19 protein-coding genes are annotated in these 25,991 nt (G+C 68.3%); 13 read left to right on the top strand and 6 right to left on the bottom strand.

The window, feature by feature from the left end; all coding sequences use genetic code 11:
* From ASF49_RS17490 to ASF49_RS17455, 8 genes are all read left to right on the top strand, one after another.
* Complete coding sequence (locus tag ASF49_RS17490; RefSeq protein WP_056475839.1) at positions 1-1,251, top strand: hypothetical protein; 1,251 nt, start codon at positions 1-3, stop codon at positions 1,249-1,251.
* Complete coding sequence (locus tag ASF49_RS17485; RefSeq protein ID WP_056475835.1) at positions 1,248-1,898, top strand: hypothetical protein; 651 nt, start codon at positions 1,248-1,250, stop codon at positions 1,896-1,898. The genes ASF49_RS17490 and ASF49_RS17485 overlap by 4 nt, the downstream gene beginning before the upstream one ends.
* Before the next feature lie 98 nt (positions 1,899-1,996).
* Positions 1,997-2,848, top strand: a complete 852-nt coding sequence (locus ASF49_RS17480; RefSeq protein WP_056475831.1) for an AAA family ATPase — start codon at positions 1,997-1,999, stop codon at positions 2,846-2,848.
* Positions 2,849-2,945: 97 nt separating this feature from the next.
* Positions 2,946-3,926 carry an aldo/keto reductase gene (locus ASF49_RS17475; RefSeq protein WP_056475829.1) on the top strand — a complete coding sequence of 327 codons (981 nt, stop codon included), beginning with the start codon at positions 2,946-2,948 and terminating at the stop codon, positions 3,924-3,926.
* A gap of 14 nt (positions 3,927-3,940) precedes the next feature.
* On the top strand, positions 3,941-4,459 hold the full coding sequence (locus tag ASF49_RS17470; RefSeq protein WP_056475827.1) for a SixA phosphatase family protein: 519 nt from the start codon (positions 3,941-3,943) through the stop codon (positions 4,457-4,459).
* A gap of 54 nt (positions 4,460-4,513) precedes the next feature.
* Positions 4,514-5,761, top strand: a complete 1,248-nt coding sequence (locus ASF49_RS17465) for a hypothetical protein (protein WP_056475823.1) — start codon at positions 4,514-4,516, stop codon at positions 5,759-5,761.
* Between the two features lie 114 nt (positions 5,762-5,875).
* A complete protein-coding gene (locus ASF49_RS17460; protein ID WP_056475820.1) occupies positions 5,876-7,315 on the top strand; it encodes a YcjX family protein in 1,440 nt (479 codons plus the stop codon).
* Positions 7,316-7,337: 22 nt separating this feature from the next.
* Positions 7,338-8,369 (top strand): YcjF family protein, encoded by a 1,032-nt coding sequence (locus tag ASF49_RS17455; protein ID WP_056475816.1) that lies wholly within the window; start codon positions 7,338-7,340, stop codon positions 8,367-8,369.
* Between the two features lie 3 nt (positions 8,370-8,372).
* Here ASF49_RS17455 and ASF49_RS17450 read toward each other — a convergent pair whose 3' ends face one another.
* From ASF49_RS17450 to ASF49_RS17430, 5 genes are all read right to left on the bottom strand, one after another.
* Entirely contained in the window at positions 8,373-8,924 is a 552-nt protein-coding gene (locus tag ASF49_RS17450) for an RBBP9/YdeN family alpha/beta hydrolase (protein WP_056475811.1), read from the bottom strand.
* Between the two features lie 140 nt (positions 8,925-9,064).
* Positions 9,065-9,784 carry a DUF883 family protein gene (locus ASF49_RS17445; RefSeq protein ID WP_200930082.1) on the bottom strand — a complete coding sequence of 240 codons (720 nt, stop codon included), beginning with the start codon at positions 9,782-9,784 and terminating at the stop codon, positions 9,065-9,067.
* A gap of 69 nt (positions 9,785-9,853) precedes the next feature.
* Positions 9,854-10,246, bottom strand: coding sequence for a DUF3618 domain-containing protein (locus tag ASF49_RS17440; RefSeq protein ID WP_056475807.1), 393 nt, complete (start codon positions 10,244-10,246; stop codon positions 9,854-9,856).
* A complete protein-coding gene (locus ASF49_RS17435) occupies positions 10,243-10,638 on the bottom strand; it encodes a phage holin family protein (protein ID WP_056475805.1) in 396 nt (131 codons plus the stop codon). The genes ASF49_RS17440 and ASF49_RS17435 overlap by 4 nt, the downstream gene beginning before the upstream one ends.
* Before the next feature lie 10 nt (positions 10,639-10,648).
* Entirely contained in the window at positions 10,649-11,128 is a 480-nt protein-coding gene (locus ASF49_RS17430; RefSeq protein WP_056475802.1) for a hypothetical protein, read from the bottom strand.
* A 414-nt stretch (positions 11,129-11,542) separates the two neighbouring features.
* On the opposite strand from ASF49_RS17430, the gene ASF49_RS17425 reads away from it, so the two are divergent.
* Together ASF49_RS17425 and glgX are read left to right on the top strand one after the other, a co-directional pair.
* Positions 11,543-12,964 carry an alpha,alpha-trehalose-phosphate synthase (UDP-forming) gene (locus tag ASF49_RS17425; protein WP_056475799.1) on the top strand — a complete coding sequence of 474 codons (1,422 nt, stop codon included), beginning with the start codon at positions 11,543-11,545 and terminating at the stop codon, positions 12,962-12,964.
* A 67-nt stretch (positions 12,965-13,031) separates the two neighbouring features.
* Positions 13,032-15,131: a glycogen debranching protein GlgX gene (glgX, locus tag ASF49_RS17420; protein ID WP_056475796.1), complete on the top strand. Its 2,100-nt coding sequence runs from the start codon at positions 13,032-13,034 to the stop codon at positions 15,129-15,131.
* Between the two features lie 36 nt (positions 15,132-15,167).
* On the opposite strand, the gene ASF49_RS17415 is transcribed toward glgX, so the two are convergent.
* Positions 15,168-15,374: a hypothetical protein gene (locus ASF49_RS17415; RefSeq protein ID WP_056475792.1), complete on the bottom strand. Its 207-nt coding sequence runs from the start codon at positions 15,372-15,374 to the stop codon at positions 15,168-15,170.
* Between the two features lie 243 nt (positions 15,375-15,617).
* Between ASF49_RS17415 and treZ the strand changes: the two genes are divergently transcribed.
* The 3 genes from treZ to ASF49_RS17400 all read left to right on the top strand — a co-directional run bounded on the left by treZ (position 15,618) and on the right by ASF49_RS17400 (position 25,872).
* Positions 15,618-17,420, top strand: coding sequence for a malto-oligosyltrehalose trehalohydrolase (treZ, locus tag ASF49_RS17410; protein WP_056475789.1), 1,803 nt, complete (start codon positions 15,618-15,620; stop codon positions 17,418-17,420).
* Complete coding sequence (locus ASF49_RS17405; protein ID WP_056475786.1) at positions 17,420-22,321, top strand: malto-oligosyltrehalose synthase; 4,902 nt, start codon at positions 17,420-17,422, stop codon at positions 22,319-22,321. The genes treZ and ASF49_RS17405 overlap by 1 nt, the downstream gene beginning before the upstream one ends.
* Before the next feature lie 170 nt (positions 22,322-22,491).
* Entirely contained in the window at positions 22,492-25,872 is a 3,381-nt protein-coding gene (locus ASF49_RS17400; RefSeq protein ID WP_056475782.1) for a maltotransferase domain-containing protein, read from the top strand.
* The last annotated feature ends 119 nt before the right edge of the window (positions 25,873-25,991 follow it).

Here is a 25,991-nt window from a genome sequence, read left to right as displayed (position 1 = left end):
ATGCGAAAGACGCCGCCCAACCGCGACGTGCAACGTGAAGCCCGAGAATGGCGCCGGGAATCCGAGCGCTGGACGCAGGAGCGGCACATCGAGAAGGGCTACCGCATCAAGTGGGGCTACGTCTCGATCGCCTATCTCGTCGAGTTCATGGTCATCGGCGCGTCGCTGTGGGGCGCCTGGCTTTTCGCCGGCGTCTACAGCGACGGCGACTCCCAGGCCTTCTACTTCATGCTCCTGGCACCGCTGGTCTATGCCGCGGTGGAGCTGTGCCGCGTGCCGCTGGGCATCCTGGCCCGGACGCAGCGCTCCTACTTCATCCGCATGCTGGCGATCGTGGGCATCGTCTTCGCGGCCGGCGTGACCACCAAATCGGTGTCCCAGCTCGGCGAGATGATGTTCCATCCCCGCCTGATGGACGCCGCCAAGGCGAAGACCGCCCTCAAGGACGCGCAGGCCGATCGCGGCACCATCGACAACCGCATCGCCGCGGCGGATGCGCGGGTGGCGCAGTACACGACCGAACTCGACCAGATCGAGAAGCGCGCCGCCGAGAATGCGAGCCAGCTGGCCGGGTTGCCGGCGCAGCGCTGCGAGCGCGTCTACGGCACCAACAGCAAGGGGCAGCGCTATTCCAACATGAAGTGCGTCACCGACCCGCGTACCGCGACCCTGAACGCCAGCGTCGCCAAGGCCGGATCGGATCGCGGCGCGGTGACGAAGATGCTGGAGGAGGCCCGGAAGGCCCGCGCTGACCTCGACCGCGGTGCGGCCGAGCGCAAGGTCGCGGACGCCGAGCAGGCCTATCGCAACTCGGTGAATCGCTCGCAGCTGCATTCCTTCACCGCGATGGTCTACGGCGTCGATCCGATCGACGTGTCCGAGGCGCAGGTTCACGCCTTCCTGCGCATCTTCGTGTTCGTGCCGGCGCTCTGCGCCGCCTTCGCCTCGACGATCCTCGCCCTCTGCGCGGTCTCGGTGCGCAAGACCTTCATGGACGAGGACGACCTCGGCGCCACCGTCGACCCGGCGGCGACCCCGTACATGCTCGACTCGATCACCGACGCCCTGCGCCAGGAAATGGCTCTGAGCCAGCCGAGGGGCGTGCCGGATGAGCCGGCGGTCGCCCCGCCGGTGCCGGCGACCGCAGCGGCGACGGCCACCGCTCCGGTGACCGTCGCTCCCGGCGGCGCGGTGATCCCGATCGATCGGCGCGGTCCGGCCCAGGCCGCCAGTGCGGGGGGCGGCGCGTGAGTATCCATACCCCCGGCACCCCCGAGAACGTCGTCCTCGCCCAGAGCGTGAACGGGCGCCTACGGGCCGAGGCGCGCATCGTCGCCGCGCGCGCCTTCCTCTTCCGCTCCCTCGGTGCGGGCGCCTTCGTGCTCCTCGCCGGCCTGGGTGTCGGCGCGGCGTCCTACGGCTACGCCTACATGAACCAGTTCGACTCGGCGGCGGAGAAGATCGCCGCCGCCATGCAGGCCGCCCTGTCGGACGTGACCCTGAAGACCAAGGGCGAGGTCACGCTCACCGACAACGTGCTCAAGCTCGAGGGTGGTTTGCCGAAGGCGGCCGGGGCGCCGACCCCGACGAAGGCCCAGCTCGGCAACGACGCGGCCCCGGCTTCGAAGGCCCCGGTGAACACCACCTTCACGGTGTTCAAGCAGGTGCCCTACATGGACGGCCAGATCGTCACCGGCTGGAACTTCCGCGCCAACGAGGAACAGCCGTTCCAGCAATATTGCTACTTCTCCCGCCGCCAGAACGAGGCCAAGGGACAGGTCGAGATCAAGATCGACCTCGCCATGGACGGAAAGACCCTGCCGCAGCCGCAGAAATCGGACGTCAACCTCGGCATCCTGGCCTCGAACTGCGTCTGGCACGACGGGAAGACGCTGTAATCGAAGCGCTCGAAGTCCGACGCGGTCGGTGCCTTGCGGGGATGCCGGCCGCGCTCCAACCCCGGACGCCTGCGTCTCCATCCCCCGCGAGGACCATCATGCGTTTCACCGGCACCGCCGACTACGTCGCGACCTCCGACCTGACCACGGCGGTGAACGCCGCCATCGTGCTCGAGCGGCCGCTGCTGGTGAAGGGCGAGCCGGGTACCGGCAAGACGGTGCTGGCCGAGGAGATCGCCAAGGGGCTCGGGGCGCCGCTGCTGACCTGGAACGTCAAGTCGACCACCAAGGCGCAGCAGGGCCTCTACGAGTACGACGCGGTCTCGCGCCTGCGCGACAGCCAGCTCGGCGATCCGCGCGTCTCCGACATCGGCAACTACATCCGGCGCGGCAAGCTCTGGGAGGCCTTCACGGCTCCGGAGCGGCCGGTTCTGCTCATCGACGAGATCGACAAGGCCGACATCGAGTTCCCGAACGATCTCCTGACCGAGCTCGATCGGATGGAGTTCCACGTCTATGAGACAGGCGAGACGGTCCAGGCCGAGCGCCGACCGATCGTCATCATCACATCGAACAACGAGAAGGAGCTCCCGGACGCGTTCCTGCGCCGTTGCTTCTTCCACTACATCAAGTTCCCGGACGCCGACACGCTGAAGGCCATCGTCGAGGTGCACTATCCCGGCATCAAGCATCGGCTCGTCGAGGAGGCCCTGCGGGTCTTCCTCGAGACCCGCGAGGTGCCCGGCCTCAAGAAGAAGCCCTCGACCTCCGAACTGCTCGACTGGCTCAAGCTCCTGGTCTCGGAGGACGTCGCGCCCGAGACCCTGCGCGAGCGGGACGGCCGCAAGCTCATTCCGCCGCTGCACGGTGCGCTCCTGAAGAACGAGCAGGATGTCGGGCTGTTCGAGAAGTTGGCCTTCCTGATGCGGCGCGAGCAGCGCGGCGGCTGAGCCGCACGATCGGGCCTCGGCCCCTGGCCCGGAGCGGCTGCGGGACCCAGATAGGACGGGTCTACTGCGCAGGCTGCCCTCCAGCGGAACGCTCCCGATGCAACTGAAGAAGCTCGGCCGCACCGGCCTCGACGTCTCGCCCCTCTGCCTCGGCTGCATGACCTACGGGGTGCCGGAGCGTGGGCCTCACCCCTGGACCCTACGCGAGGACGAGAGCCGGCCACTGATCAAGCAGGCGCTCGATCTCGGCATCAACTTCTTCGACACGGCCAACGCCTACTCGGACGGCACCAGTGAGGAGATCGTCGGACGCGCCCTGCGCGACTACGCCGACCGCGATGCGATCGTGCTCGCCACCAAGTGCTTCTTCCCCCTGAAGAGTCAGCCCAATGCCGGCGGCCTCTCACGCAAGGCGATCTTTTCGTCGATCGACGCGAGCCTGAAGCGCCTCGGCACCGACTATGTCGACCTCTTCCAGATCCACCGCTGGGATTACGGGACGCCGATCGAAGTGACTCTGGAGGCGCTCCACGACGTGGTGAAGGCAGGCAAGGCCCGCTACATCGGCGCCTCGTCGATGTACGCTTGGCAGTTCGCCAAGGCGCTCTTCACCGCCGACCGCTACGGCTGGACACGCTTCGCCACCATGCAGAACCACTACAACCTGCTGCACCGGGAGGAAGAGCGCGAGATGCTGCCCCTCTGCCTCGACCAGGACATCGCGGTGCTGCCCTGGAGCCCCCTGGCCCGTGGGCGCCTGACCCGCGATTGGGAGGTTCGCAGCGTGCGCCAGGACAGCGACGAGGTCGGCCGGACCCTCTACGCCTCGGCCGATGCCGCCGACCGCGCCATCGTCGCGCAGGTCTCGGCCATCGCCGCGGCCCGGGGCGTGCCGCGGGCCCAGGTTGCCCTGGCCTGGGTCCTGCAGAAACCGGTCGTGACCGCCCCGATCGTCGGCGCGTCGAAGCCGAGCCACCTCACGGACGCCGTCGCAGCCGTCGACCTCGAGCTCTCGCTCGAAGAAATGAGTGCCCTCGAAGCTCCCTACGCCCCGCATCCCGTCGTCGGTTTTTCCTGAAGGTCCGTTTCCGTATGCGCCGCCTGATCCTCCTGCGTCACGCCAAGTCCGACCGTCCCGCCGGCATCGCAGACCTCGACCGGCCCCTGAACAATCGCGGCAAGCGCGCCGCGCCGCAGATGGGTGCCTATCTGGCGGCCGAGGGCCTGGTGCCGGATGCCGTCGTGGTCTCGCCATCCCTGCGCACCCGGGAGACCTGGCAGGCGATACGGGCGGCCCTGAAGGGACCCGAGGCCGAGACCGTTCCGTCGATCTACGAGGCGCCGGAGACGGCCCTGCTCGCCGTGGTGCGGTCGACGCCGGATAGTGCGGGCAGCCTCATGATGATCGGTCACAATCCGGGACTGCAGGAACTGGCGATGCGTCTGGCCGGCTCCGGCGAGAAGGCCGGCCGCCGCCGGTTGGCGCTCGAATTCCCCACCGCCGCCGTGGTGGTCCTGGATTTCGAGGGCGACGCCTGGAGTTCGGTCGCCGCCGGCACCGGTCGGCTGGAGCGCTTCGTTGCCCCGAAGGACCTCGACATCGCGGATTGAACCCTTCGCGCCCGGTCGCCGTTGCCCTGGTCCTGATCAAGCTTCGCAGATTCCGTGCTCCTGACCACACTCATCGTCCTCACGACGCTGCTGCCGCGCCTCGAGGGGACGGTCGAGGACCTTTGGCCGGCCATGTCGCAGTGGAGCGCGGTGCTGACCGCGTTCGAAGGCACGCCGGCGCCGTTCCCGGTCTTCCAATCGGAGGCCAGGGCCGTGTCGAACTGGCGCTACGAAGCGGCCGCGGGTCTCTGGCCCGCTTCGCTGGCTCTCGTCGCCCGCTACACCGCCGCCGAGCCGGCCTTCATCGCCCGTTGCGTCAAGCTCAACAATTACTGGTGCATCAAGAAAGCACGCTGGAACGGTGAGATCGGCGCCGATGCCGAGGGGCATACCGGCTTCGCGACCGCGGCCGACGGGGCAGACGCGGCGTCCCAGCTCCTGCGGCGCTACTATCGCGAGTTCGGGCGCCGCTCGGCCCTTGCCATCGTGCGGCGCTGGGCTCCGGCCGAGTGCCGCATCGGCGGTGCGGCTCCGCCGCTGGCGCGCCGCGCGACGGGCGCGAAGATCTCCCCGACCGTCGCACCGCACGGCATCGGCGGAACGCTGCGGGCGCGCTTCCTCGCCCGCCATCCGCGCGGCGGCGTCGCGCGCACGGCAGTCGCCGCACGGGGCGGTCCCCTGCGGATCCAACCTTGGTCTCCCCTCGCACGCATGCGGGGACGTCCGAACCCCGTTCGCGCAACGGCGAAGGCTGCGCCCCCATCGAGACCCGTGCCGGCCGCGGCATCCAAATCCGCTCTCCTGGTCCGCCCGTCCGAGATCCTGGTCAAACCCTCGACGGTGATCGCCAAGCCGTCCGTGCTGCTCGTCGAGCCGAACGCCGTCCTGGGCGCTACGCCCTCGGCGCAGAAGCGCGCGCCGCTCCCCAAACCCGGCTCCGTGGCGAGCCTGCAGGAGCGCTTCGTGGCGGAATCCGCGGCGCTGCCGGCCATCGCGTCCGGTCTGCCCAACCTGCCGCTTCTCGACCTCAGCGTGCCGGCGCCGTTCTGCGGCAACGACGAGACACGCATCCGCAACTACGCCACCCGGATCGCCGCGAGCGTCGGCCTCAAGGTCGAGGACGATCTCAGGCTGTTTGACCCGGACGGGCGTCCATTGCCGAATCTGCGCCCGGTGATGCTGGCGATGTCCAGCGTGGAACTCGGCGCCCTGCGCGCGGGACCGGCGCTGGTCGAGGCCGCGATCGCACGCCTGGACGCCACGACCCTGGCCGCCTTGAGCGGCCCGGTCACGACACCCTGATCGTCCAGCTTCGACCTCTGAGCCTTGCGGCGGCGTCCCGGTGGCGCCACCTCTGCGGCATCGTCGCGGCGCGCCCGCACCGCCCTCTCTCGCCGGTCCCATGAACAGGTTGCCATGAACAGCTTCGCCGCGCGTGCGGGTTCCGCGGTCAAGGCCTTCGCCGAGGCATCGAGCGACCTTCTGATCCAGCCGACCCTGAGGCTCGGCGTGACCGGGTTGGCGCGTTCGGGCAAGACCGTCTTCACGACCGCCCTGATCCACCACCTCGTCGAGGCCCATGCCCTTCCGGCCTTCGCGCCGGCGCACGAGGGCCGGCTGCGGCGCGCGCGCCTCGTACCCCAGCCCGACGACGACATCCCGCGCTTTCCCTACGAGGAACACTATGCGGCGCTCACCGAGCAGCGGCTCTGGCCGCGCTCGACCGACCGGATCAGCCAGTTCCGCCTCGCCATCGAGTACGAGCGCGCCGGCGGCTGGCGCTCCGGGCCGGGTACCCTGATGCTCGACGTCGTCGACTATCCCGGCGAATGGCTGCTCGACCTCGCGCTGATCGACCAGAGCTACACCGCCTGGTCCCGGGCGACGATCGCGGGAACCCGCCGAAGCGGCCGCGGCACGATGGCGGCGCCGTGGCTGGAAACCCTGAAGGGACTCGACCCTCTGGCACCCCTCGACGAAGTGGTCGCCGAGCACGCCAGCACCGCCTTCAAGACCTACCTCTCGGCCCTGCGCGCCGGCCCCGAGGCGGTGGCGACCACCCCGCCTGGACGCTTCCTGATGCCCGGCGACCTCGCGGGCTCGCCGGCCCTGACCTTCGCGCCCCTCGACAACCTGCCCGAGACCTTGGCTCCCGACAGCCTGGCCGGGCTCATGGAGCGCCGCTTCGAAGCCTACAAGGCGAAGGTCGTCGAGCCGTTCTTCCGCAATCATTTCCAGCGGGTCGACCGCCAGATCGTGCTCGTGGACGTCCTGGCGGCCGTGGATGCCGGGCCGGCGGCGCTGGCCGAGTTGGAGGAGGCCCTCGATGCGGTTCTCCTCAGCTTCCGCATCGGGCGCAACACCATCCTGTCCCGGCTGTTCGCCCCGCGGGCCGAGCGCATCCTGTTCGCTGCCACCAAGGCGGACCACCTGCACCAGACCAGCCACGACCGCCTCGACGCGCTGCTGCGCCTCCTCGTCTCGCGGGCGATGCGGCGCACCGAGGCGGCCGGCGCGCGGGTCGGCACCGTCGCCCTGGCCTCGGTCCGGGCGACCCGCGAAACCACCGTGCACGACGGCGACGAGATCCTGCGCGCGGTGTCGGGCACGCCCGAATCCGGCGAGCGCGTCGGCGACGAGGTCTTCGACGGCCTCAGCGAGGCCGCGATCTTCCCGGGCGAACTGCCGCAGCGGTCGGAATCGGTTCTGGAGGGGGCGGTGCCGCCCGGCTCCCTGCGCTTTCCGCGATTTCGGCCGCCGCTGGTGAAGGCCGACGCGCTTGGCCGGCCAGGCGCCCTCCCGCAGATTCGTCTCGACCGCGCCATGCAGTTCCTCATCGGCGACAAGCTCGCCTGAGGCGTCCCGGGAAACCCCATCCATGAGCTCCACCAACCGCCCGCGCGCCTTCCGCATTCCCTCCGCACCTCCGGAGGAAGTCGCCGACGGCGTCGCGCCACCCCCGGCCACTCCGTCCCAGGTCCGCATCGTCGAGGAGCCCTTCGAGATCGTCGATGCCGCCGACGGTGTGGCGGTGCCGGTGGCGCCGAAGGCGCGCGCGCCCTGGCTCAGCCTGCTCCTCGTCGCTCTCGGAGGCCTCGTCTCCCTCGGCGTCGGCCTGTCGGTGGAACGCCTGATCGCCGACCTGTTCAGCGCGGCGCCCTGGCTCGGCGCCGTCGCACTGGTCCTGCTCGCGGTCGCCGGCATCGCCTTCCTGGCCCTCGTCGCCCGGGAGCTCTCGGGAACCTGGCGAGAGCGCCAGATCGAGCGGGTCCGTGCGAAGGCGATGGAGGCGATCGCGACGCGCGACCATTCCGCGGCCCAGGCCGTGGTCCGCGATCTCACGGGGCTCTACGCCGACCGGACCGCGTTGGCGGCGGGCCGCGGCCGCCTCGCGACCCTGGGCGATGCGATTCTCGATGTCGACGACCGCATCGGGCTCGCCGAGCACGAACTGCTCGTGCCTCTCGATCGACAGGTCCGCAACGCTATCGCGGCAGCGGCCAAGCAGGTCTCGGCGGTGACCGCGCTCAGTCCGCGCGCCATCGTCGACGTCGCCTTCGTGATCTTCGCCGCCGTGCGCCTGCTGCGTCGGATCGCGACGATCTATGGGGGCCGGCCGGGCTTCCTCGGCTTCGTGCGCCTGGCACGGGCGGCGTTCGCCCATCTCACGGTCACCGGCGGCATGGCCGTCGGCGAGAGCATGATTCAGCAGGTGCTCGGACTCGGCATCGCCGCGCGGGTTTCTGCCAAGCTCGGCGAAGGTGTGCTGAACGGCCTGATGACCGCGCGATTCGGTCTCGCCGCGATGGCGGTGTGCCGGCCCCTGCCATTCGTGCGGGAAGCGCCCCCGCGCCTGTCCGACGTGGCTGGCGAGTTTCTGAAGCCCGTGGCGGACGAGGCGAAGGGCTGAACGCTAGAGGGTCTTCATGAAGCCGGCGAGGCGCATCAGTCCTTCGGGCCACGGGCCGTGCCCGCTCGCCACGTTGATGTGGCCGGATTCCCCGGCATCCACCACGACGGCGCCCCAGGCATAGGCGAAGTCCTCGGCGCGGGCGTAGCTGCAGTAAGGATCGTTGCGGCTCGCGACCACGAGGGACGGGAAGGGCAGGGGATCACGTGGAACTGGCGCGAAGGCGGTCACGCTCGCCGGGAGGTTCGGCGTCGTCTCCACATCCGGAAAGGCGACGAGGAGTGCGCCGCGTACCGCGCCGAGCGTGAAGCCCGGAGCTGCCTGGACGGCGGCCACCACGCCGAGGCTGTGGGCGATGAGGATGACGGGCTTGGTCGCCGCGTTCACCGCCTCGACGATTCGCGCCCGCCAAGCCTTCGCATCGGGATGAAGCCAGTCATCCTGGACAACGATCCGCCCGGTCGAAAGCCGTTCTGCCCAGCGCGCCTGCCAGTGCTCGTCTTCGGACCCGGCATAGCCCGGCAGGATGAGGATTTCGCAATCGGCAATCTTCATGGCTTACCCGATAACGGCTCCGCTTTGCATCGTCGAGGGTGGTGGGACCTTCCCGAACGCAACATCGTCGGAACGACGAAAGGGGCGGCACGGATTGCGTGCCGCCCCTCGATTCCGGGCGCTTCGGATGGTGTCGCTGCTCAGTGCGGCTTCGAGGCGGGGCTCTGAGCCGAAGCCGGCGAAGCCGTGACCGGCTCGTCGCTGCCGGTGGCCCGCTGGACGGCGGCGTTCAGATTTTCGGGGTCGAGGGCACTGGCGACGAATTCGCGGCCGCGATGGGTGACATCGCGGGCGTAGCGCAGCCCCTGGTCCCGGACCTCGTCCGCCCAGGGTCCGACATTCTCGTCCTCCGTACGGGTCCGGGGAAGCAGCGCCCCGATGAGCAGACCGGCAGCGAGGCCGACGACGCCGACGAGTAGCGGATTCTCGGACACGAAGTCCTCGACGGCGGACCGTCCGTCCTGAATGCGAGCGCTGCCGCGCTCGCTCAAGTCGTTGACGCGGCGGCGCCCTTCCTCGCGCGTGTCCGATGCCCAACTCCGGGCATCGTCGTAGGCGTCCGAGGCGCGATCGCGCAGGTTCTGGACGGTGCCGGAGACCTGGTCACGGACGTCGCTCGCGGTCTCGGCGGCCCGGTCCCGGACGTCGCCGGCCCGTGCTTTGACTGCGTCGGTCGCGGAGGAGCCGTGCGACCCCTCCGCGTAGATGCTGTGGGTCTGCGTGCCGGTGTGGTGCGAACCCGGGCTGGGCACGTCGTGCAGGGAGCCCTCGGTCTGGTGACCACGCGGCATGCCGGCGGCGAGAGCGATGTCGTCGGGGAGCGAGCGGTGCTCGTCACCGGGCTTCTGGGTCGAACTCATGGGACACTCCTGAGGGTCGGCGAAGGCCGCGCGGGCCGGATCGAGTCTCTTGGGATCGGCCGTGGCGGCTCAGATCTGGGTCTCGCTCGCGAGGTGGTTGACGGGGTGCTGGGTCGGGAGATCCGGGTCGTAGACGCGGTCGGCACCCGTCTTCGTCACCGGCAGCGCGTCGGTGGCGAGACGCGCGCGCCGCCGAAGCGCCGGGTTGGTCTTGTTCGTCGACATGCGATGGACGAGCCAACCTACGCCCGCCGCGATCAGCAGCACCGGAACCGGATTGCGCCGGACGGCTTCCAGGGCTCCGTCATAGGCACCGCTGAGCGGAGTTCGGCGGGCATTGCCCAACATCTCGTCGACGATGCTGGAGACCGACAGCCTCTCCTGGATCTGGTCGATGGTCTGATCGAGGCGGGCACGGCTCGCCTCGATGTCCTTCTCGAGTTCGTTCAAAGATTCGGTCATCCCGAGACCCTCTCAGACAATGTACGGGCGTCTTCGCGGACCTGTCGGGTCGTTCGGACGGGCGCCAGGGTCGAGAGCGACATGGCGTTCCGGCCGATGAGGGCCAGGGCCACGGCGACGACGAGGAGAACGCCGCCGACGATCAGGGCGGCCAGCGCCTCCGAGTGGACGACGGTGGCGAGCCATTTCACCAGGGCATCCACGAGGACGAAGAGGGCGACGACGCCGAACACGGCGGCGCCGACGAGGAGGCCGAGGCCGATGAAGAGCGCGCGGACGTTGCTCGTCATCTCGTTGCGGAAGAGGGCGATCTCCTTCCGGGCGAGTTCGTTCGTTTCCCGCAGGGCGTCGCCGATCAGGCCCTGGATGCTGGATTGCGGACCGGTGGTCATCGAGCGGCCCTTAGAGACGGTTGTGGGTCGGGTAGGTGTCGGTCAGGGGTGCAGCGCTCGTCGACTTGATGAAGCGGGCCACGACGAAACCGGTGAGGAAGGTGGCCACCGCCACCGCGACCGGCGCCCGGCGCGCGAAGGCCTCGGCATCCTCGTAGAACTCGGAGAAGCTGCGCTCCTCGATCGACGTCCCGAGATGCTCGAGGCCGTCGGCGGCGCTGTCGAAGAACGCGCGGATGTTCGGCTGAGCCTCGAAGGTCTTGCTCGATTCCCGTACCGACTTGGCGAGATCGGTGACGGAACGGGCGGCATCGCCCTTGCGCTGGTCGATGTAGTCGGTCGCATGCGAGCGGGCCGCCTCGACGAATGTGCGGCCGCGCTCGGCCGCCACGTCCGCGATCCCCTCGACGTCGCCGCGCAGGGCCTTCCAGTCGGCGGTTGGGTTCGCCGGCTCCGCGCCCGTGGGACCTGGGGATTGATTTGCGGTCACGGTGATACTCCTCGGCACGAGATTGAAAGATCTGGCGTTTGCGACGGTTAAACAGCAGCGGGAGAGGCAGGGTTCCGCCTGCACCGACCGCGCATCCGGCACGGCCCGATCGGTCGCGCGTCAGCCGCCGTTCACCTGGCGTGGCGTAGGACGCCGAAGCTTGACCTTAGAGGCTTCAGGCGAAGGTATCGTGCGTGGTCCGCAAGGTGCATTGTGGCGTGGTGGAACCGGGCGGAATGGGTTTCCGCGGAGCTTTGTTTGCCGTGAACCCCGGACATTCAGGTCTTGACCCGGGTCCATCGAACGCGCTTGGCTGCATCGACGGATCGCGCTCGGCTTCCGCGCGTTCACCCAATGTATCAGTCTGGTCGAGCGCACGTCTGCGCGAGACCCGTGAGGACCGGAGCCGGCTTCGTGGCACGTCTCGTCATCGTATCGAACCGCGTTGCTATCCCTGAGGAAGGGGGCAAGGCCGTCGCAGCAGGCGGCCTCGCGGTGGCCGTCAAGGAGGCCTTCACAGCCTATGAAGGGCTCTGGTTCGGCTGGAGCGGGAATGTCGTCGAGAACCCGTCCAGCGAGCCGACCCTCATCGATCGGGGCCATATCAGTTACGCTGTAGTCGATCTGTCACCCCAGGATCACCGGGAATATTACAGCGGCTTCGCCAATCGGGCGCTCTGGCCGATCATGCATTATCGGCTCGGGCTCGGCGCGTTCTCACGTTCCGATTACGCCGGCTATCAGCGCGTGAACCGCATCTTCGCCCGCGCCCTAGCGAACCTCGTCGAGCCCGACGACATCATCTGGGTTCACGACTACCACCTGCTCCCGCTCGCCTCCGAGCTTCGCGGTCTCGGAATCGCGAACCCGATCGGCTACTTCCACCACATCCCGTGGCCGGCGGCCGACGTTTTCAACACGCTTCCCGCCAGTGGCGATCTCCTGCGCGGCATCGCGGATTACGACCTGATCGGCCTGCAGACCGACCCGGACGTGCACAACCTGACCCGCAATCTCATCGACGAGCTGCGGGCGATCCCGCTGGGTGGCGGGTCACTGATGGTGGACGGGCGCCGCACGCGCATCCGCAGCTTCCCGATCGGCATCGATGTGGCTGGCTTCAAGGAAGCGGCGGAAAACGCGGGCTCGAACCGGACCGTCCGCGAGACCATGGCGGGCCTGCGCACCCGCAAGCTCCTCATCGGTGTCGACCGCCTGGACTATTCCAAGGGTGTGCCCGAGCGCATGGAGGCAGTGGACCGCTTCTTTGCGTCGAATCCCGACCAGCGCGGGAACGTCGTCTACCTCCAGATCACTCCCAAGTCGCGGACGGAGGTCCCGGAATACGAGGACCTCAGTCGCGAAGTGAACGAGACCGTCGGTCATATCAATGGCACCCTCGGGGAGCCAAATTGGACGCCGATCCAGTACGTCACCAAGGCCTATCCGCGGCCGGTCTTGGCCGGGCTCTACCGGGCCGCCAGGGTCGGCCTCGTGACTCCGATGCGCGACGGCATGAATCTCGTCGCCAAGGAGTACGTCGTCGCGCAAACCGAGGAAGATCCCGGCGTCCTCGTCCTATCGAAGTTCGCGGGCGCGGCGCGGCAATTGCCTGAGGCGCTCCTGGTCAATCCCTACGACCGGTTCGAGGTCGCCGAGGCGATCCGCACGGCCCTCTACATGCCGCGCGGAGAGCGCCTCGAGCGCTGGAAGCCCATGGTCGAACGCATGACGCGTGAGGATGTCGACTGGTGGGCGCGCAACTTCATGGCAGAACTCGAGAATTTCCGGACGATCGAACGCGAGCCGCCCCGTACCGCAGCCGCGGCAGAATGATCTTTCGGCGGCGCCAGGCGGCGCCTAACTTCGGGACGGCACCAGCGTCTTGATCGCTTCTGACCACATGATCGGCGTCGATGACGGCGTACCGGCGCCGCTCGGCGCGCATTTTGATGGACGCGGGGTAAACTTCGCGCTGTTCTCGGAGAACGCCACGGCCGTCGACCTGTGCCTGTTCGACCCGGGCGAGCGCCACGAGACCCGCCGCATCCGCCTGCCGTGCCGCACGGACGACGTTTGGCACGGCTATCTCCGCGGAGTCTTCCCGGGCCAACTCTACGGCTACCGCGTCCATGGGCCCTGGGATCCGGCGCAGGGGCACCGGTTCAATCCCGCCAAGCTCCTGCTCGATCCCTATGCCCGCGACATCCAAGGTCGAATCCGCTGGCACGATTCGCTCTACGGTCACCGGCGGGGCCTGCAAAGAGCCGACCAGATCGACCGGCGCGATAGCGCTGCATTCATGCCGCGCGGGATCGTCACGCCGCCGGAGGTGCCAGACCTTGCGGTGAGCCCGGTCCGCCGGCCCCTGTCTCAGTCCGTGATCTACGAGGCGCACGTCAAGGCGCTCACCCAGACGCATCCCGACGTACCAGAGGCGGCCCGCGGCACCTATGCGGCCCTCGCTCATCCGGCCATCATCGAACACCTCCTGAAGCTCGGCGTGACCGCCATCGAGCTTCTGCCCATCCAATCCTTCGCCGACGACCGCTTCCTCGTCGAGAAGGGCCTGGTCAATTTCTGGGGCTATTCGCCGCTGAACTACTTCGCCGCCGATCCACGCTATCGGGGGCCGTCGGGAATCGGGGGCCTCCGCGCGGCCATCCGCGAACTCGCCGCCGCGGATATCGAGGTAATCCTCGATGTCGTCTACAACCACACCGCCGAGGCCGATCACACCGGCCCGACCCTGTCGTTCCGCGGTGTCGACAATGCGAGCTACTACAAGCTCAAGCCGGAGAACCGCCGCGAGGAAATCGACTGCACCGGCTGCGGCAACACCCTTGACCTCGACCATCCGCGGGTGATGCAGATGGTGCTGGACTCCCTGCGCCACTGGGTGACGGCCTACGGCGTCGCGGGCTTCCGGTTCGACCTAGCGACGAGCCTCGGGCGAAATCCGCACGATTTCAGCCCGAAGGCCGCCTTCTTTCAGGCCGTGGCCCAGGACCCCGTCCTCGCCCACGTGAAGATGATCGCGGAACCCTGGGACATCGGCCCGGGCGGCTACCAGCTCGGTGGCTATCCCCGCGGCTGGAGCGAATGGAACGACCAGTTCCGCGACAGCATCCGGGGCTTCTGGCGGGGCGACCGGGGGACGCTCGCCAAGGTCACCCAGGGGCTGTCCGGCTCGCGCGAGATCTTCGCGGCGTCCAGCCGCTGGCCGCTGTCGAGCATCAACTTCGCCGCCTCGCATGACGGCTTCACCCTGGCCGACGTCGTGGCCTACGAGGAAAAGCACAATCTGGCCAACGGTGAGGACAATCGCGACGGTCATGGACACAACCTCTCGCGCAATTACGGCGTCGAGGGCGAGACGACCGATCCGGTCATCCTCAATCTGCGTGCCCGCCAGAAACGCAACCTGCTGGCGACGGTGTTCCTGGCGCAGGGTGTGCCGATGCTCCTGATGGGCGACGAGCGCTCGCGCAGCCAGGGTGGCAACAACAACGCGTACGCCCAGGACAATCCCACGGGTTGGATGGACTGGGAGAACGATCCCGATCTCAGCCTCACCACCTTCGTCGGGAATCTGACGCGCCTGCGCCGCGAGCAGCCCGCCCTGCGCCGGCGCGATTACCTGACCGGCGCGCTGGTGGAGAACGGACCCTTGCGCGATGTCCACTGGCTCGCGCCGGGCGGTACCGAAATGGCGGATGGCGACTGGTCCGATCCCGAGCGTCAGGCCTTCGGCATGCAGATCGGCAACGACCTGCCGCAGGCCGACCGCCTGCTGATCCTCGTCAACGCGGCCGAGGAGCCCTGCGACTTCACCTTGGCGCCGATCATCGGTGGTCCCTGGACCCTGGTCTTCGACACCACCAAGCAGACCGGCGCGGTGCCGGCCGGCCAAGCCCTCTTTCCGCCGGGGGCCGGCGTGCGCCTCGACGCGCAGGCCGTCTACGTCCTGCGGGCGAGGCCCGCCTCCGCCTACAGGGCCTGACCACACGCCCCCTCCGAACGCGAGCGAGGCGCACAGTCAGGACGCGGAAGCTTCCTGCCGAAGCTCGTGGCGCGCCTGTTCGAGGAACTCCTCGCGCTCCGTCTCGGACAGGGGCAGCAGCGTGCAGTCGGACGTCAAGCGGGTGTCGGCGCCGTCGGCATCCCAGCAACGTTCGCCGTGGCCTTTCCGAGCGAAATTCAGCTTGGCCCTGGCCAGGACGAGGGACGCGTCTGCCTCGGTCATTTCAAATCCCGGAGTGCGGCGAATGCGGCTTCCGAGCCCGAGGCAAATGTCGGGCCGGCGATCATGGATCCGCCAACCCTGTGCGGTGCACAAAACTCTTTCGCTCGGTGGTTGTCGCAGCCAAGCCACGCCTTACCTCGACGGTGACGCCGCAGGGAACAACACGGTGCGCGCCGTCTTCTGCAAGGTGCGACGGACGCTCACGGACCGCGGCGAACGCGAGAAACGGAAGATGGTGGCTTGATGCGGCGCGCCCACAGCATGGCCTTCGGCAGCGAAGTGTCGAAGGACGGGGTCAGGTTCGCCTTCTGGGCTCCGACCGCCAAGGATGTGAAACTTGTCCTCGACGGGACCGATCATCCGATGCCGGAGGCGGGTGAGGGCTGGCGACGGCTGGCCGTCCCAGGCCTGCGCGGCGGCGCGCGTTACGGCTACCGCATCGACGGCGATCTCGTGGTGCCGGACCCGGCCTCCCGCTTCCAGCCGGACGATGTCTCCGGTCTGAGTGAAGTGGTCGATCCTCGTGCCTACGATTGGGCGGACGGCGACTGGAACGGGCGGCCGTGGGAAGAGGTCGTTCTCTACGAACTCCATGTCGGCACGGCGACGCCGGAGGGCACCTATGCCGCCCTGGAAGGCAAGCTCGAGGATCTGCGTGACCTCGGCGTCACCGCCATCGAACTCCTGCCGCTGGCCGACTTCAAGGGCACCCGCAACTGGGGCTACGACGGCGTCCTTCCCTATGCCCCGGACGGCGTCTACGGCCGACCGGACGACCTGAAGCGACTGATCGACAAGGCGCACGCTCTCGGGCTGATGGTCTTCCTCGACGCCGTCTACAATCACTTCGGCCCGGCTGGGAACTACCTCAACGCCTACGCCAAGACCTTCTTCACCGAACGTCACCAGACTCCCTGGGGCGCCGGGATCAACTTCGACGGTGAGACCAGCGGACGCGTGGTCCGCGACTTCTTCATCGAGAATTCCCTGTATTGGCTCGAGGAATTCCACTTCGACGGACTTCGCTTCGACGCGGTGCATGCGATCCTCGACGATTCCGAGAAACACTTCATCGGCGAGCTCGCCGAGACCATCCGCGCGCGCCTGCCCGGGCGCCACATCCACCTCGTCCTCGAGAACGAGGCGAACCAGGCCCGATGGCTCGAACGCGATCGGCAGGGGCAGGCGATCCAACACAGCGCGCAGTGGGCGGACGATCTGCATCATTGCTGGCACGTGCTGCTTACCGGCGAGGATGCCGGCTATTACGCGAGCTTCGCCGACAAGCCGGTCGAGCACCTCGCCCGCTGCCTGTCGGAGGGCTTCGCCTATCAGGGCGAGCCATTCCCGACCCTCGACAATCATCCGCGCGGGGAGCCATCGGCCCACTTGCCGCCCTCGGCCTTCGTCACCTTCCTGCAGAACCACGATCAGGTCGGAAATCGCGCTCTCGGAGAGCGCCTCAGCGCCCTGTGCGATCCCCGGAAGCTCGCACTCGCCCGGGCCGGTCTGCTCCTCAGTCCGCAGATTCCCATGCTCTGGATGGGCGAGGAATGGTCGGCGACCGCGCCGTTCCTGTTCTTCGTCGATTTCACACCGGACGAGGAGCTGAACAAGGCCGTTCGCGAGGGGCGGCGCCGGGAGTTCAAGAGCTTCGCGGCGTTCGCCGATGGCACGTCGGTGATCCCGGATCCCACGGAGGCGAAGACCTTCACGGATTCCCGGATCGATTGGGCCGAGCGCTCGGAGACGCCTCACCGTGCCGTCCTGGCCGACACGCGCAACCTGCTTCAGATCCGTCACCAGAGCGTGATTCCTTTGACGAAGACCCCCTATCTCGGCGCCAAGGCGACCCTGCCGCGCGCCGACGTCGTCGACTGTACCTGGACTTACCAGGGTGGCTGGCTGCGCTTCGTGGCCAATTTGGGTGCGGATGATTTCACCGTCGAGCGCGGTGACGGGCAGGTCATCTGGTCGAGTGGGTCGGGCAACGGATCGATCGAGCTCCCGTCCTGGACGGGTGTCCTCCTGACGGGTGTGAAGTGATGAGCCGCGACCTCGAACGCCTCGCCGACCTCCTCGGCGTTGCCGCCGGCTACACCGACGCCTTCGGGCAGCCCGTGGAGACCGCCCTCGACGTCCGGCGCGGGATGATCGCAGCGCTCGGCTTCCCCACCGAGACGGACGACGATATCGCGAGAAGCCTCGCCGAGGTCGAAGCGGTCCGCAGCGGCTTGATCCCGCCGCTGCTGCCGGCCGAGGCACGCCGCGCCACCAGCGTACCGATCCGCACGACGGGTGCCGGCGGTACCCTGTCCTGGCGTCTCGTCGACGAGCGCGGCCATCATCGCGAGGGTCGCGTCGCGGTCACGGGCTTCAGATTCGAGCTACCGCCGCTCACACCCGGCTATCACCGCCTGTCGGTCGCCCTCGGCGAACACCGTTCGGAGGCCTGGGTGATCTCGGCGCCGCAGCGCTGCTGGCGTCCGCGGGCCTATGCCGACGAGGGAGCCCGTGACTGGGGCCTGGCGGCACAGCTCTACGGTTTGCGTTCGCCTGACAACCTCGGGATCGGCTCCTACGCCGATGCGGGCCGCGCGGCACGGGATGCGGGCCTGCGTGGCGCATCCTTCCTGGGTCTCAGCCCGGTCCATGCGCTGTTTGCCACCGATCGCACCAAGATCTCGCCCTACTCGCCGTCCTCGCGGCTCTTCCTCGAGACCCTCTTCATCGAACCCGGCGCCCTGCCGGGCTTCGTCGGCTCGAAGGCCGCCGATCTCCTGGCCTCCATGGCGGACCGGGTCGAGGCCCTGCGGGAGGCCAAGCTCGTCGAGCATGCCGGCGTCTGGGCGGTGCTCTCGCCGGTGTTGCGGGCGCTGTGGCAGGAATCCGCGGCACGTGACGGGATGGATGCCGGCTTCGCCGCCTTCCGGGCAGCTGGCGGCGAAGACCTGGAGGCCCACGGCACCTTTGAGGCCCTCGCCGAGCATTTCCAGGCGCAGGGCGCCCAATGGCTCGGCGACTGGCCCGAGGAGATGCGCCGCAACGGAACGCCCGCGGTGCGCGCCTTCGCCGAGGCCCATGCCGAGGCGGTGACGTACCACATCTGGCTGCAGTACCTCGCCGACCGCCAGCTCGAGGACGCGTCGAACACCGCCCTCGGCACCGGAATGCGCCTCGGGCTCTATCGCGACCTGGCGGTGGGCGCCGACCGCGGCGGCTCCGAGATCTGGTCCCATCCCGAGCGCTTCGCCAACGGCGTCTCCATCGGTGCGCCGCCGGACCTGCTGGCTCCGAAGGGGCAGGATTGGGGCCTGCCCGCCTTCCACCCGCTCGAGATGGAGCGAGACGGGCTCGCGGCGTTCCGCGCCCTCGTGGTGGCGAACATGCGCCATGCCGGTGCGATCCGGATCGACCACGCCTTCCAGCTCGCTCGCCTCTTCCTGATTCCCGTAGGGCGTTCGGCGAAGGAAGGCGCCTACGTCGCGATGCCGTTCGAGCCGATGCTCGCGGTGCTGCGTCTGGAGAGCCATCGCGCCAAGTGCCTCGTCATCGCCGAGGATCTCGGGACCGCACCGGAGGGCTTCTCCGATGCGCTGATGCAGGCCGGCATCCTCAGCTACCGCATCCTCGCCTTCGAGCGCGAGCAGGGTGCCCGCTTCAAGCCGCCCGCCGCCTATCCCCGCGATGCCTTGACGGCCATCACCACCCACGACCTGCCGACCTTCGTCGGCTGGTGGCGGGGCGTCGACACCGACACCCGCCAGGCCCTCGGCCTCTACGATTCCGAGCGGGCCGATGCGGAGCGCCGCGAGCGCGTCGAGGAGCGCGCCCGGCTTACCGAGGCGCTGGCAGGCGAACAGCTGCTCCCGAGCTACGATCCGCCCGAGGCGGCGCCCTTCGAGGCCGCCGCCCGCTATCTCGGGCGGGCGCCGTCCATGCTGACGGCCGTTCAGTACGAGGACGTCGTCTCCGAGTTGTCTCAAGCCAACGTCCCGGGCTCGACGGAGGGCTATCCGAACTGGCGGCGCAAGCTCGATCGCACCCTGGAAAGCATCGCTGCCCCGGGCGGTCCGCTGGCCAAGCTCGCCGCCTCACTGGCCGCCGAGGACCGGGGTCCACGCTCGGGTGCCGCCCGCCTCGCCTCAGCTCCGCCTCGGTCGACCTACCGCCTGCAGTTCCACAAGGACTTTACCTTCGCGGATGCGGAGAAGATCGTTCCCTATCTGGCGAAGCTCGGCATCAGCCACGTCTACGCCTCTCCGATCCAGAAGGCCCGGCCCGGCTCGACCCACGGCTACGACATCGTCGATCATTCGACGATCAATCCGGAGCTGGGCGGCGAGGACGGCTTCGTGCGTTTCTCGGACGTGCTCCACGGAGCTGGCCTCAAGCTCCTCCTCGACATCGTGCCGAACCACATGGGCGTCGGCGGCGCCGACAATCCGTGGTGGCTCTCGGTGCTCGAATGGGGCGGCCTCTCGCCGTCGGCCGAAGCCTTCGACATCGACTGGTCGCGTCTCGGCGCGAAGAACAAGCTCGTCGTGCCCTTCCTCGGCGACCGCTACGGCGAGGCCCTGGAGAAGGGGACGCTGGCGCTGAAATTCGACCCGGAGAAGGGCGCTTTCAGCATCTGGCACTACGAGCACGAATTCCCGATCTGTCCGCTGCAATACCCGACGATCCTCAATCGCTCGCTCGCGGCCCTGGGGGACATCGAGGACGCCGCCGCCCTGGAGGTTCTCGGCATCTCCGAGCGCCTGCGCCTGATGGGTGAGGAGACGAATGACGAGCGTCGCCGGGCCTTTCCGGCCGAGGCCGAGGAGCTGAAGGAGCGCCTCGTCGAGGCCGTCGAGGCGTCGCCGGCCATCGCGGCGGCCATCGGGCTGACGCTGAAACTGCTGAACGGCGCCAAGGGCCACCCGGACAGCTTCGGCCCGCTGCACCGCCTGCTCGAGCAGCAATCCTACCGCCTCGCCCATTGGCGGATCGCCGCGAGCGACATCAACTACCGTCGGTTCTTCGACGTGAACGGCCTGGCGGGACTGCGCGTCGAGAAGTCCGACGTGTTCCAGCGCTCGCACGAGACGATCTTCCGCCACATTGAGGCCGGGCGGATCGACGGGCTGCGCATCGACCACATCGACGGCCTCGCCGATCCGCTCGGCTATGCGCGTGCGCTCCAGGCCGCGATTGGTCCGGGCTTCTACGTGGTCGTGGAGAAGATCCTCGAACCCGGGGAGCGCCTGCGGCCCTGGCCCGTGGCCGGTACGACCGGCTATGACGTGCTCAACCAGCTCGACGGTATCCTCGTCGACAAGGGGAAGCGCGCCGAGATCCGTGCGCTCTACGAGAGCCGTACGCAGTTCGACGACTCCTACAAGTTCATGCTCCGCGCCGCCAAGGCCGAGATCCTCGAGATCAGCTTCGCCTCCGAGCTGGAGGTGATGACCTCCGACCTCAAGGCGGTCGCGGATGCCGACCGCCGCACCCGCGATTTCTCGGTCAACGCCATTCGCAGGGCGCTCATCGAGATCATCGCCCGCTTCCCGACCTATCGGAGCTACCTACCGGGGGACCTGGACGAGAGCGACGTCGAGGACGAGGATATCCGCCTCATCGAGACGGCCGTGAAGAAGGCCAAGCGCTGGAGCGCGTTGCCGGATCGTTCGGTGCACGACTTCGCCGCCGATGCCATGCTCGGGCGCATCGACGTGACGGGTCCGGGTCGGCCGGACCCGGAGGTGATCCTGCGTTTCCGTCGCCGCTTCCAGCAGCTCACCGGCCCGGTCATGGCCAAGAGCCTCGAGGATACGCTGTTCTACCGCTTCGCCGAGCTCCTCGCCCTCAATGAGGTCGGGGGCGATCCGGGTGAGTACGGCATCGACGCGGAGCATTTCCATATGCTGCAGGCGGCGCGGGCCCGCGACTGGCCGAACGCCATGATCACGACCGCGACCCACGACACCAAGCGCGGCGAGGATGCCCGCTCGCGCCTGCTCGCCCTCTCTGAAATTCCGAAGGATTGGAGCGTCGCCTGGGAGACCTGGACGAATCTCGCCCAGCCCCACCTCACGGTCATCGACAAGGAGCCGGTGCCGGACGCCAACGATCAGTGGATGTTTTTCCAGGCCATCCTCGGCGCCTGGCCGCTGGAATTGCTGGAGGCGGATGACGCGACCGCGATCGAGGATTTCCGCGGTCGTCTCGACGCCTATGCCGAGAAGGCCCTGCGCGAATCCAAGCGTCGGTCGAGCTGGGTCAATGTCGACGAAGGCTACGAGGGCGCGGTCCATGACCTGTTCGCCCAGTTGATCGCACCGGGTTCCGCGTTCCTGGCGCAGTTGCGTCCCTTCGCGAAGCGTCTCGCCCAACTGGGCATGATCGCCGGCCTCGGCCGGACCGTGCTCAAGGTGACTCTGCCGGGCCTGCCCGACACCTACCAGGGCACCGAGTTCTGGGACTTCTCGTTCGTCGACCCCGACAACCGGCGTCCCGTGGACTATCCGGCGCTGGCGCGCGCCCTGGAGGAGGGGAGGCCGGCCGCAGACCTTCTGGAGCATTGGATGGATGGGCGGGTGAAGCAGGCGACCCTGGCCAAGCTGCTCGCCGACCGCGCCGCGCGCCCGAGCTTCTACGCCGATGCCGATTACCAAGCGCTCCCCGCGTCTGGCCGCCGGGCCGACCATGTCATCGCATTCACACGTTCCGATGCGACGACGGGCGACGGCGATCTCGTGGTCGCGGTGCCGCGCCTCGTTTCCGGCCTCGTCGGAGATGCCATCTGGTCGGGCGAGGCCTTCGCCGGGACGGGGATCGCGGTGGCGCCGGGATCGGCCTGGACCGATCTCGTCAGCGGCGACGAACTCGTCTGCGAGGATGGCCGGATCGAACTCGGACGGGCCTTCGCGCGTCTGCCCTATGCCGTCCTGAAGCGAATTCGCTGACGGTGGACCGAATGCGCTCCCGAGATGTGGAGTGCACCGACCCGATCGACGCGGGGGAGGGATCGACCTTCCCCGTCACGGTCGCGTCTCCTTGGACCCGCCGCATGCGGGTTCGCGCGATCCACCGTCGGTTCAGCGGTCGCGCAAGCACGAATGAGAATGGAGCACGCATGAACGCACCCAGCCCCGCAACGACCGCCGCCCAGCGGACCGCAGCCGGTCAGGTGCCGCTTCCCGCCGCCCTCGCGCCCAGGGCCGAAGGGCCGCGCATCTACAATCTCTTCCCGCTCCTCGTGGGCCGCGTCTCGGCCTGGACCGCCGAGCTTCCACGGATCGCCGCCCTCGGCTTCGACTGGATCTATCTCAACCCCTTCCACCAGACCGGCGGCTCGCGCAGTCTCTACGCCGTGGCCGACCCGGACCGCATGGACGAACGTTTTCGCGACCACGACGGCACATCGGACGACGAGCAGATCCGCCGGTTCTGCGCCGCGGCGGTCGCGCAGGGCCTCAGCGTGATGACGGACCTCGTCATCAACCACACCGCCATGGACGGTCCGCTGGCCGCACAGCGCCCCGACCTGTTCGTGAAGGATAGCGAGGGTCGGATCGAGAGCCCCTACGCCGTCGATCCGGATGATCCGTCGATCCGCACGGTCTGGGGCGACCTTGCCGAACTCGACTACCATTCGGAGGGCTCGCGCCGGGAACTCACCGCCTTCTGGTCGGGCTACGTCAATCGCCTTCAGGACCTCGGCGTGCAGGGCTTCCGCTGCGACGCCGCCTACAAGGTGCCGGCCACGGTCTGGCGCGACCTGATCGGTGCCGCGAAGGCGTTGGAGCCGGATTGCCTGTTCGCGGCCGAAACGCTCGGCTGCACCTTCGAGGAGGCACAATCCACCGCCGGCGCCGGCTTCGACTACCTGTTCAACAGCTTCGCCTGGTGGGATCTCAAGGCGTGCTGGGCTCTCGATCAGTACGAGCGCCTGCGCGTCATCGCGCCCTCGATCGCCTTCCCGGAAAATCATGACATGGCCCGCCTGGCGGCCGACCTGGATGGCGATCCGACCGCCATCGCCCGTCACCTGACGGCGCGCTACGCCCTGTCGGCCTTCTTTTCGGCCGGCGTGCTGATGCCGATCGGCTATGAGTGGGGCTATCGGCGCGCCCTGCACGTCGTCGAGACGACGCCAGAGGCGCGCGAATCCGCCACGGGCATCGACATTTCCGCCTCCATCGCGGCGATCAACGCCCTGCGAGCCGAGTTGCCGGCGGCCAATGTCGAGGGTGCGCAGGCGCGCATCTCGGCGCCCGACGCGCCCTACACCGCGCTCCTGCGCTTCGACACCGGGCACGGCGCCTCGGCCCGCAGCGCCACGCTCGTGCTCTATAATCCGACCGAGCACCCGGCTCCTGTCGAGCCCGGTGCCCTGCTTGCCCGGACCGGCGGCATGCTCGGCGACTTCATCGACCGAACGCCGCAGGCGGACCCCATCGATTTTCGCCCAGGGATCGCCCTGGCATTGGCGTCCGGCGAATTCCGCATCCTCGCCGCGGAGCGTGCCGATGCGAAGGAGGCCCCGAAGCCGAGCACGCCGACCGGCGAGGGCCGGGTCGTGATCGAGGCGGTGATGCCGGAACTCGACGGTGGTCGCTCCGCCGTCAAGCGCGTGGTCGGCGAGAGCGTCCACGTCACCGCCGACATCTTCAGCGACGGCCACGAGATCATCGACGCCGAGATCCTGTCCCGGGCGGTCGGCGAGACCGCGTGGCGCGCCGACCGGATGGTCTTCGTCGACAACGACCGCTGGGGCGGACACTTCCCGCTCCTGCGCAATGCCCGCTACGAGTTCACCATACAGGCCTGGCGCGACGGCTATTCGTCCTGGGTCCGTGACACCCTGAAGAAGCGCCAGGCCGGCGTTGACGTCCGGCTGGAGACCATCGAGGGCGTGACCTTCGTCATCGGCGCGTCCGAGAACGCGACCGGCCCGGATGCCGCCCGTCTGAACGCCCTCGTCGGCGACCTCGAAGCGGCGGGGACAGGCTCGGCCGCGCAACTCGACCTGATGCTGGAGCCGGCCAATGCCCACCTGATCCGTCGGCACGCGCCGCGCATCAACCTCTCGCGCTACCCCGTCAACGTGCCGGTGATCGCCGACCGCCTCGCGGCCCGGTTCTCGGCCTGGTACGAGATTTTCCCACGCTCGCAGTCGATGGACGTGAACCGCCACGGCACCTTCGATGACGTGATCCGACGCCTGCCCGAGATCCGCGAGCTCGGGTTCGACGTGCTGTACTTCACGCCGATCCATCCGGTCGGAAAGACCAACCGCAAGGGCAAGAACAACACCCTCAAGGCCCTGCCGGGCGATGTCGGCTCGGTCTACGCGGTCGGTTCGGAGGAGGGTGGCCATGAGGCGGTGCACCCCGAGCTCGGCACCCTCGACGACTTCCGCCGCCTCGTGGCGGCGAGCCACGCCTATGGCATGGAGGTCGCGCTCGATTTCGCGATCCAGTGCTCGCCGGACCATCCCTGGATCAAGAACCACCCGGAATGGTTCGAGTGGCGCCCCGACGGCACCCTGAAATTCGCCGAGAACCCGCCCAAGAAGTACGAGGACATCTCGAACGTCCATTTCTACGGCGGCGCATTGCCGTCCCTTTGGATTGAGTTGCGCGACATCGTCATGGGCTGGGCCGAACTCGGCGCCCGAATCTTCCGGGTCGACAACCCGCACACAAAGCCGATCCCGTTCTGGGAATGGATGATCGCCGAGGTCAACGCGCGCTACCCCGATGTGATCTTCCTCGCCGAGGCTTTCACGCGCCCGAAGATGATGAAGAAGCTCGCCAAGGCCGGCTACCAGCAGAGCTATACTTACTTCACGTGGCGCGACACCAAGGCGGACTTGATTGCCTATTCGACCGAACTCGCTGGCGAGATGGGCGAATACTATCGGCCGAACTTCTTCGCCAACACGCCGGACATCAATCCCATCTACCTTCAGACCAGCGGACGGGCGGGCTTCGTGGTGCGCGCGACCCTGGCCGCCACGCTGTCGAGCGTCTGGGGAATCTACAACGGATTCGAGATGTGCGAAGCCGAGCCCTATCCGGGCAAGGAGGAGTACCTCAACTCGGAGAAGTACGAGTTGAAGGCCTGGGACTATCACCGGCCTGGCAATATCCGCGAGCACATCATCAAGCTGAACCAGATCCGGCGCGACAATCCGGCCCTGTGGGACTTCCGGAACGTCGTCTTCACCGGCGCCTACAATGACCAGATCGTCGGCTACGCCAAGGTGACGCCGGACGGAGACAATTGCATCTTCGTGCTGGTCAACCTGGACCCGCGCAACCGTCAGGAATGCACCTACGAGGTTCCGCTCTGGCTGCTCGGCCAGCCGGACGACGGCGCGGTGGAGGTGGAGGACCTGCTCCTCGGCTACAAGTTCGAACTGCGTGGAAAATCGCACCGCATCGCCCTCGATCCCGCGGAGCGCTCCACGGTGATCTGGCGCCTTCGCGCTCCGAGCCGGGTTGCGTAAGCCCCGTGCCCGTGTCAGCAAAAAACCCGGCGGCCCAGGCGGGCCGTCGTCGTGTCGCCCGATTGTCGGCGCCTACCCCGCTGACGGACGCCGCACACCCCAGTCTCATCGCTGTGAGT

Origin of the sequence: Methylobacterium sp. Leaf104 (genome assembly GCF_001422885.1) — a bacterium.
Lineage (GTDB): Bacteria > Pseudomonadota > Alphaproteobacteria > Rhizobiales > Beijerinckiaceae > Methylobacterium.
Note: the sequence above shows the minus strand (reverse complement) of the source record. Positions and strands in the feature narration are given on the sequence as shown.

What these genes read in the sequence shown, in the direction of transcription:
- ASF49_RS17470 (WP_056475827.1), top strand. Translation starts at nt 3,941, where the DNA reads ATGCGCCGCCTGATCCTCCTGCGTCACGCCAAGTCCGACCGTCCCGCC.
- ASF49_RS17435 (WP_056475805.1), bottom strand. Translation starts at nt 10,638, where the DNA reads ATGACCACCGGTCCGCAATCCAGCATCCAGGGCCTGATCGGCGACGCC.
- ASF49_RS17460 (WP_056475820.1), top strand. Translation starts at nt 5,876, where the DNA reads ATGAACAGCTTCGCCGCGCGTGCGGGTTCCGCGGTCAAGGCCTTCGCC.
- ASF49_RS17490 (WP_056475839.1), top strand. Translation starts at nt 1, where the DNA reads ATGCGAAAGACGCCGCCCAACCGCGACGTGCAACGTGAAGCCCGAGAA.
- ASF49_RS17455 (WP_056475816.1), top strand. Translation starts at nt 7,338, where the DNA reads ATGAGCTCCACCAACCGCCCGCGCGCCTTCCGCATTCCCTCCGCACCT.
- ASF49_RS17480 (WP_056475831.1), top strand. Translation starts at nt 1,997, where the DNA reads ATGCGTTTCACCGGCACCGCCGACTACGTCGCGACCTCCGACCTGACC.
- ASF49_RS17400 (WP_056475782.1), top strand. Translation starts at nt 22,492, where the DNA reads ATGAACGCACCCAGCCCCGCAACGACCGCCGCCCAGCGGACCGCAGCC.
- ASF49_RS17450 (WP_056475811.1), bottom strand. Translation starts at nt 8,924, where the DNA reads ATGAAGATTGCCGATTGCGAAATCCTCATCCTGCCGGGCTATGCCGGG.
- glgX (WP_056475796.1), top strand. Translation starts at nt 13,032, where the DNA reads ATGATCGGCGTCGATGACGGCGTACCGGCGCCGCTCGGCGCGCATTTT.
- treZ (WP_056475789.1), top strand. Translation starts at nt 15,618, where the DNA reads ATGCGGCGCGCCCACAGCATGGCCTTCGGCAGCGAAGTGTCGAAGGAC.
- ASF49_RS17475 (WP_056475829.1), top strand. Translation starts at nt 2,946, where the DNA reads ATGCAACTGAAGAAGCTCGGCCGCACCGGCCTCGACGTCTCGCCCCTC.
- ASF49_RS17440 (WP_056475807.1), bottom strand. Translation starts at nt 10,246, where the DNA reads ATGACCGAATCTTTGAACGAACTCGAGAAGGACATCGAGGCGAGCCGT.
- ASF49_RS17445 (WP_200930082.1), bottom strand. Translation starts at nt 9,784, where the DNA reads ATGAGTTCGACCCAGAAGCCCGGTGACGAGCACCGCTCGCTCCCCGAC.
- ASF49_RS17405 (WP_056475786.1), top strand. Translation starts at nt 17,420, where the DNA reads ATGAGCCGCGACCTCGAACGCCTCGCCGACCTCCTCGGCGTTGCCGCC.
- ASF49_RS17415 (WP_056475792.1), bottom strand. Translation starts at nt 15,374, where the DNA reads ATGACCGAGGCAGACGCGTCCCTCGTCCTGGCCAGGGCCAAGCTGAAT.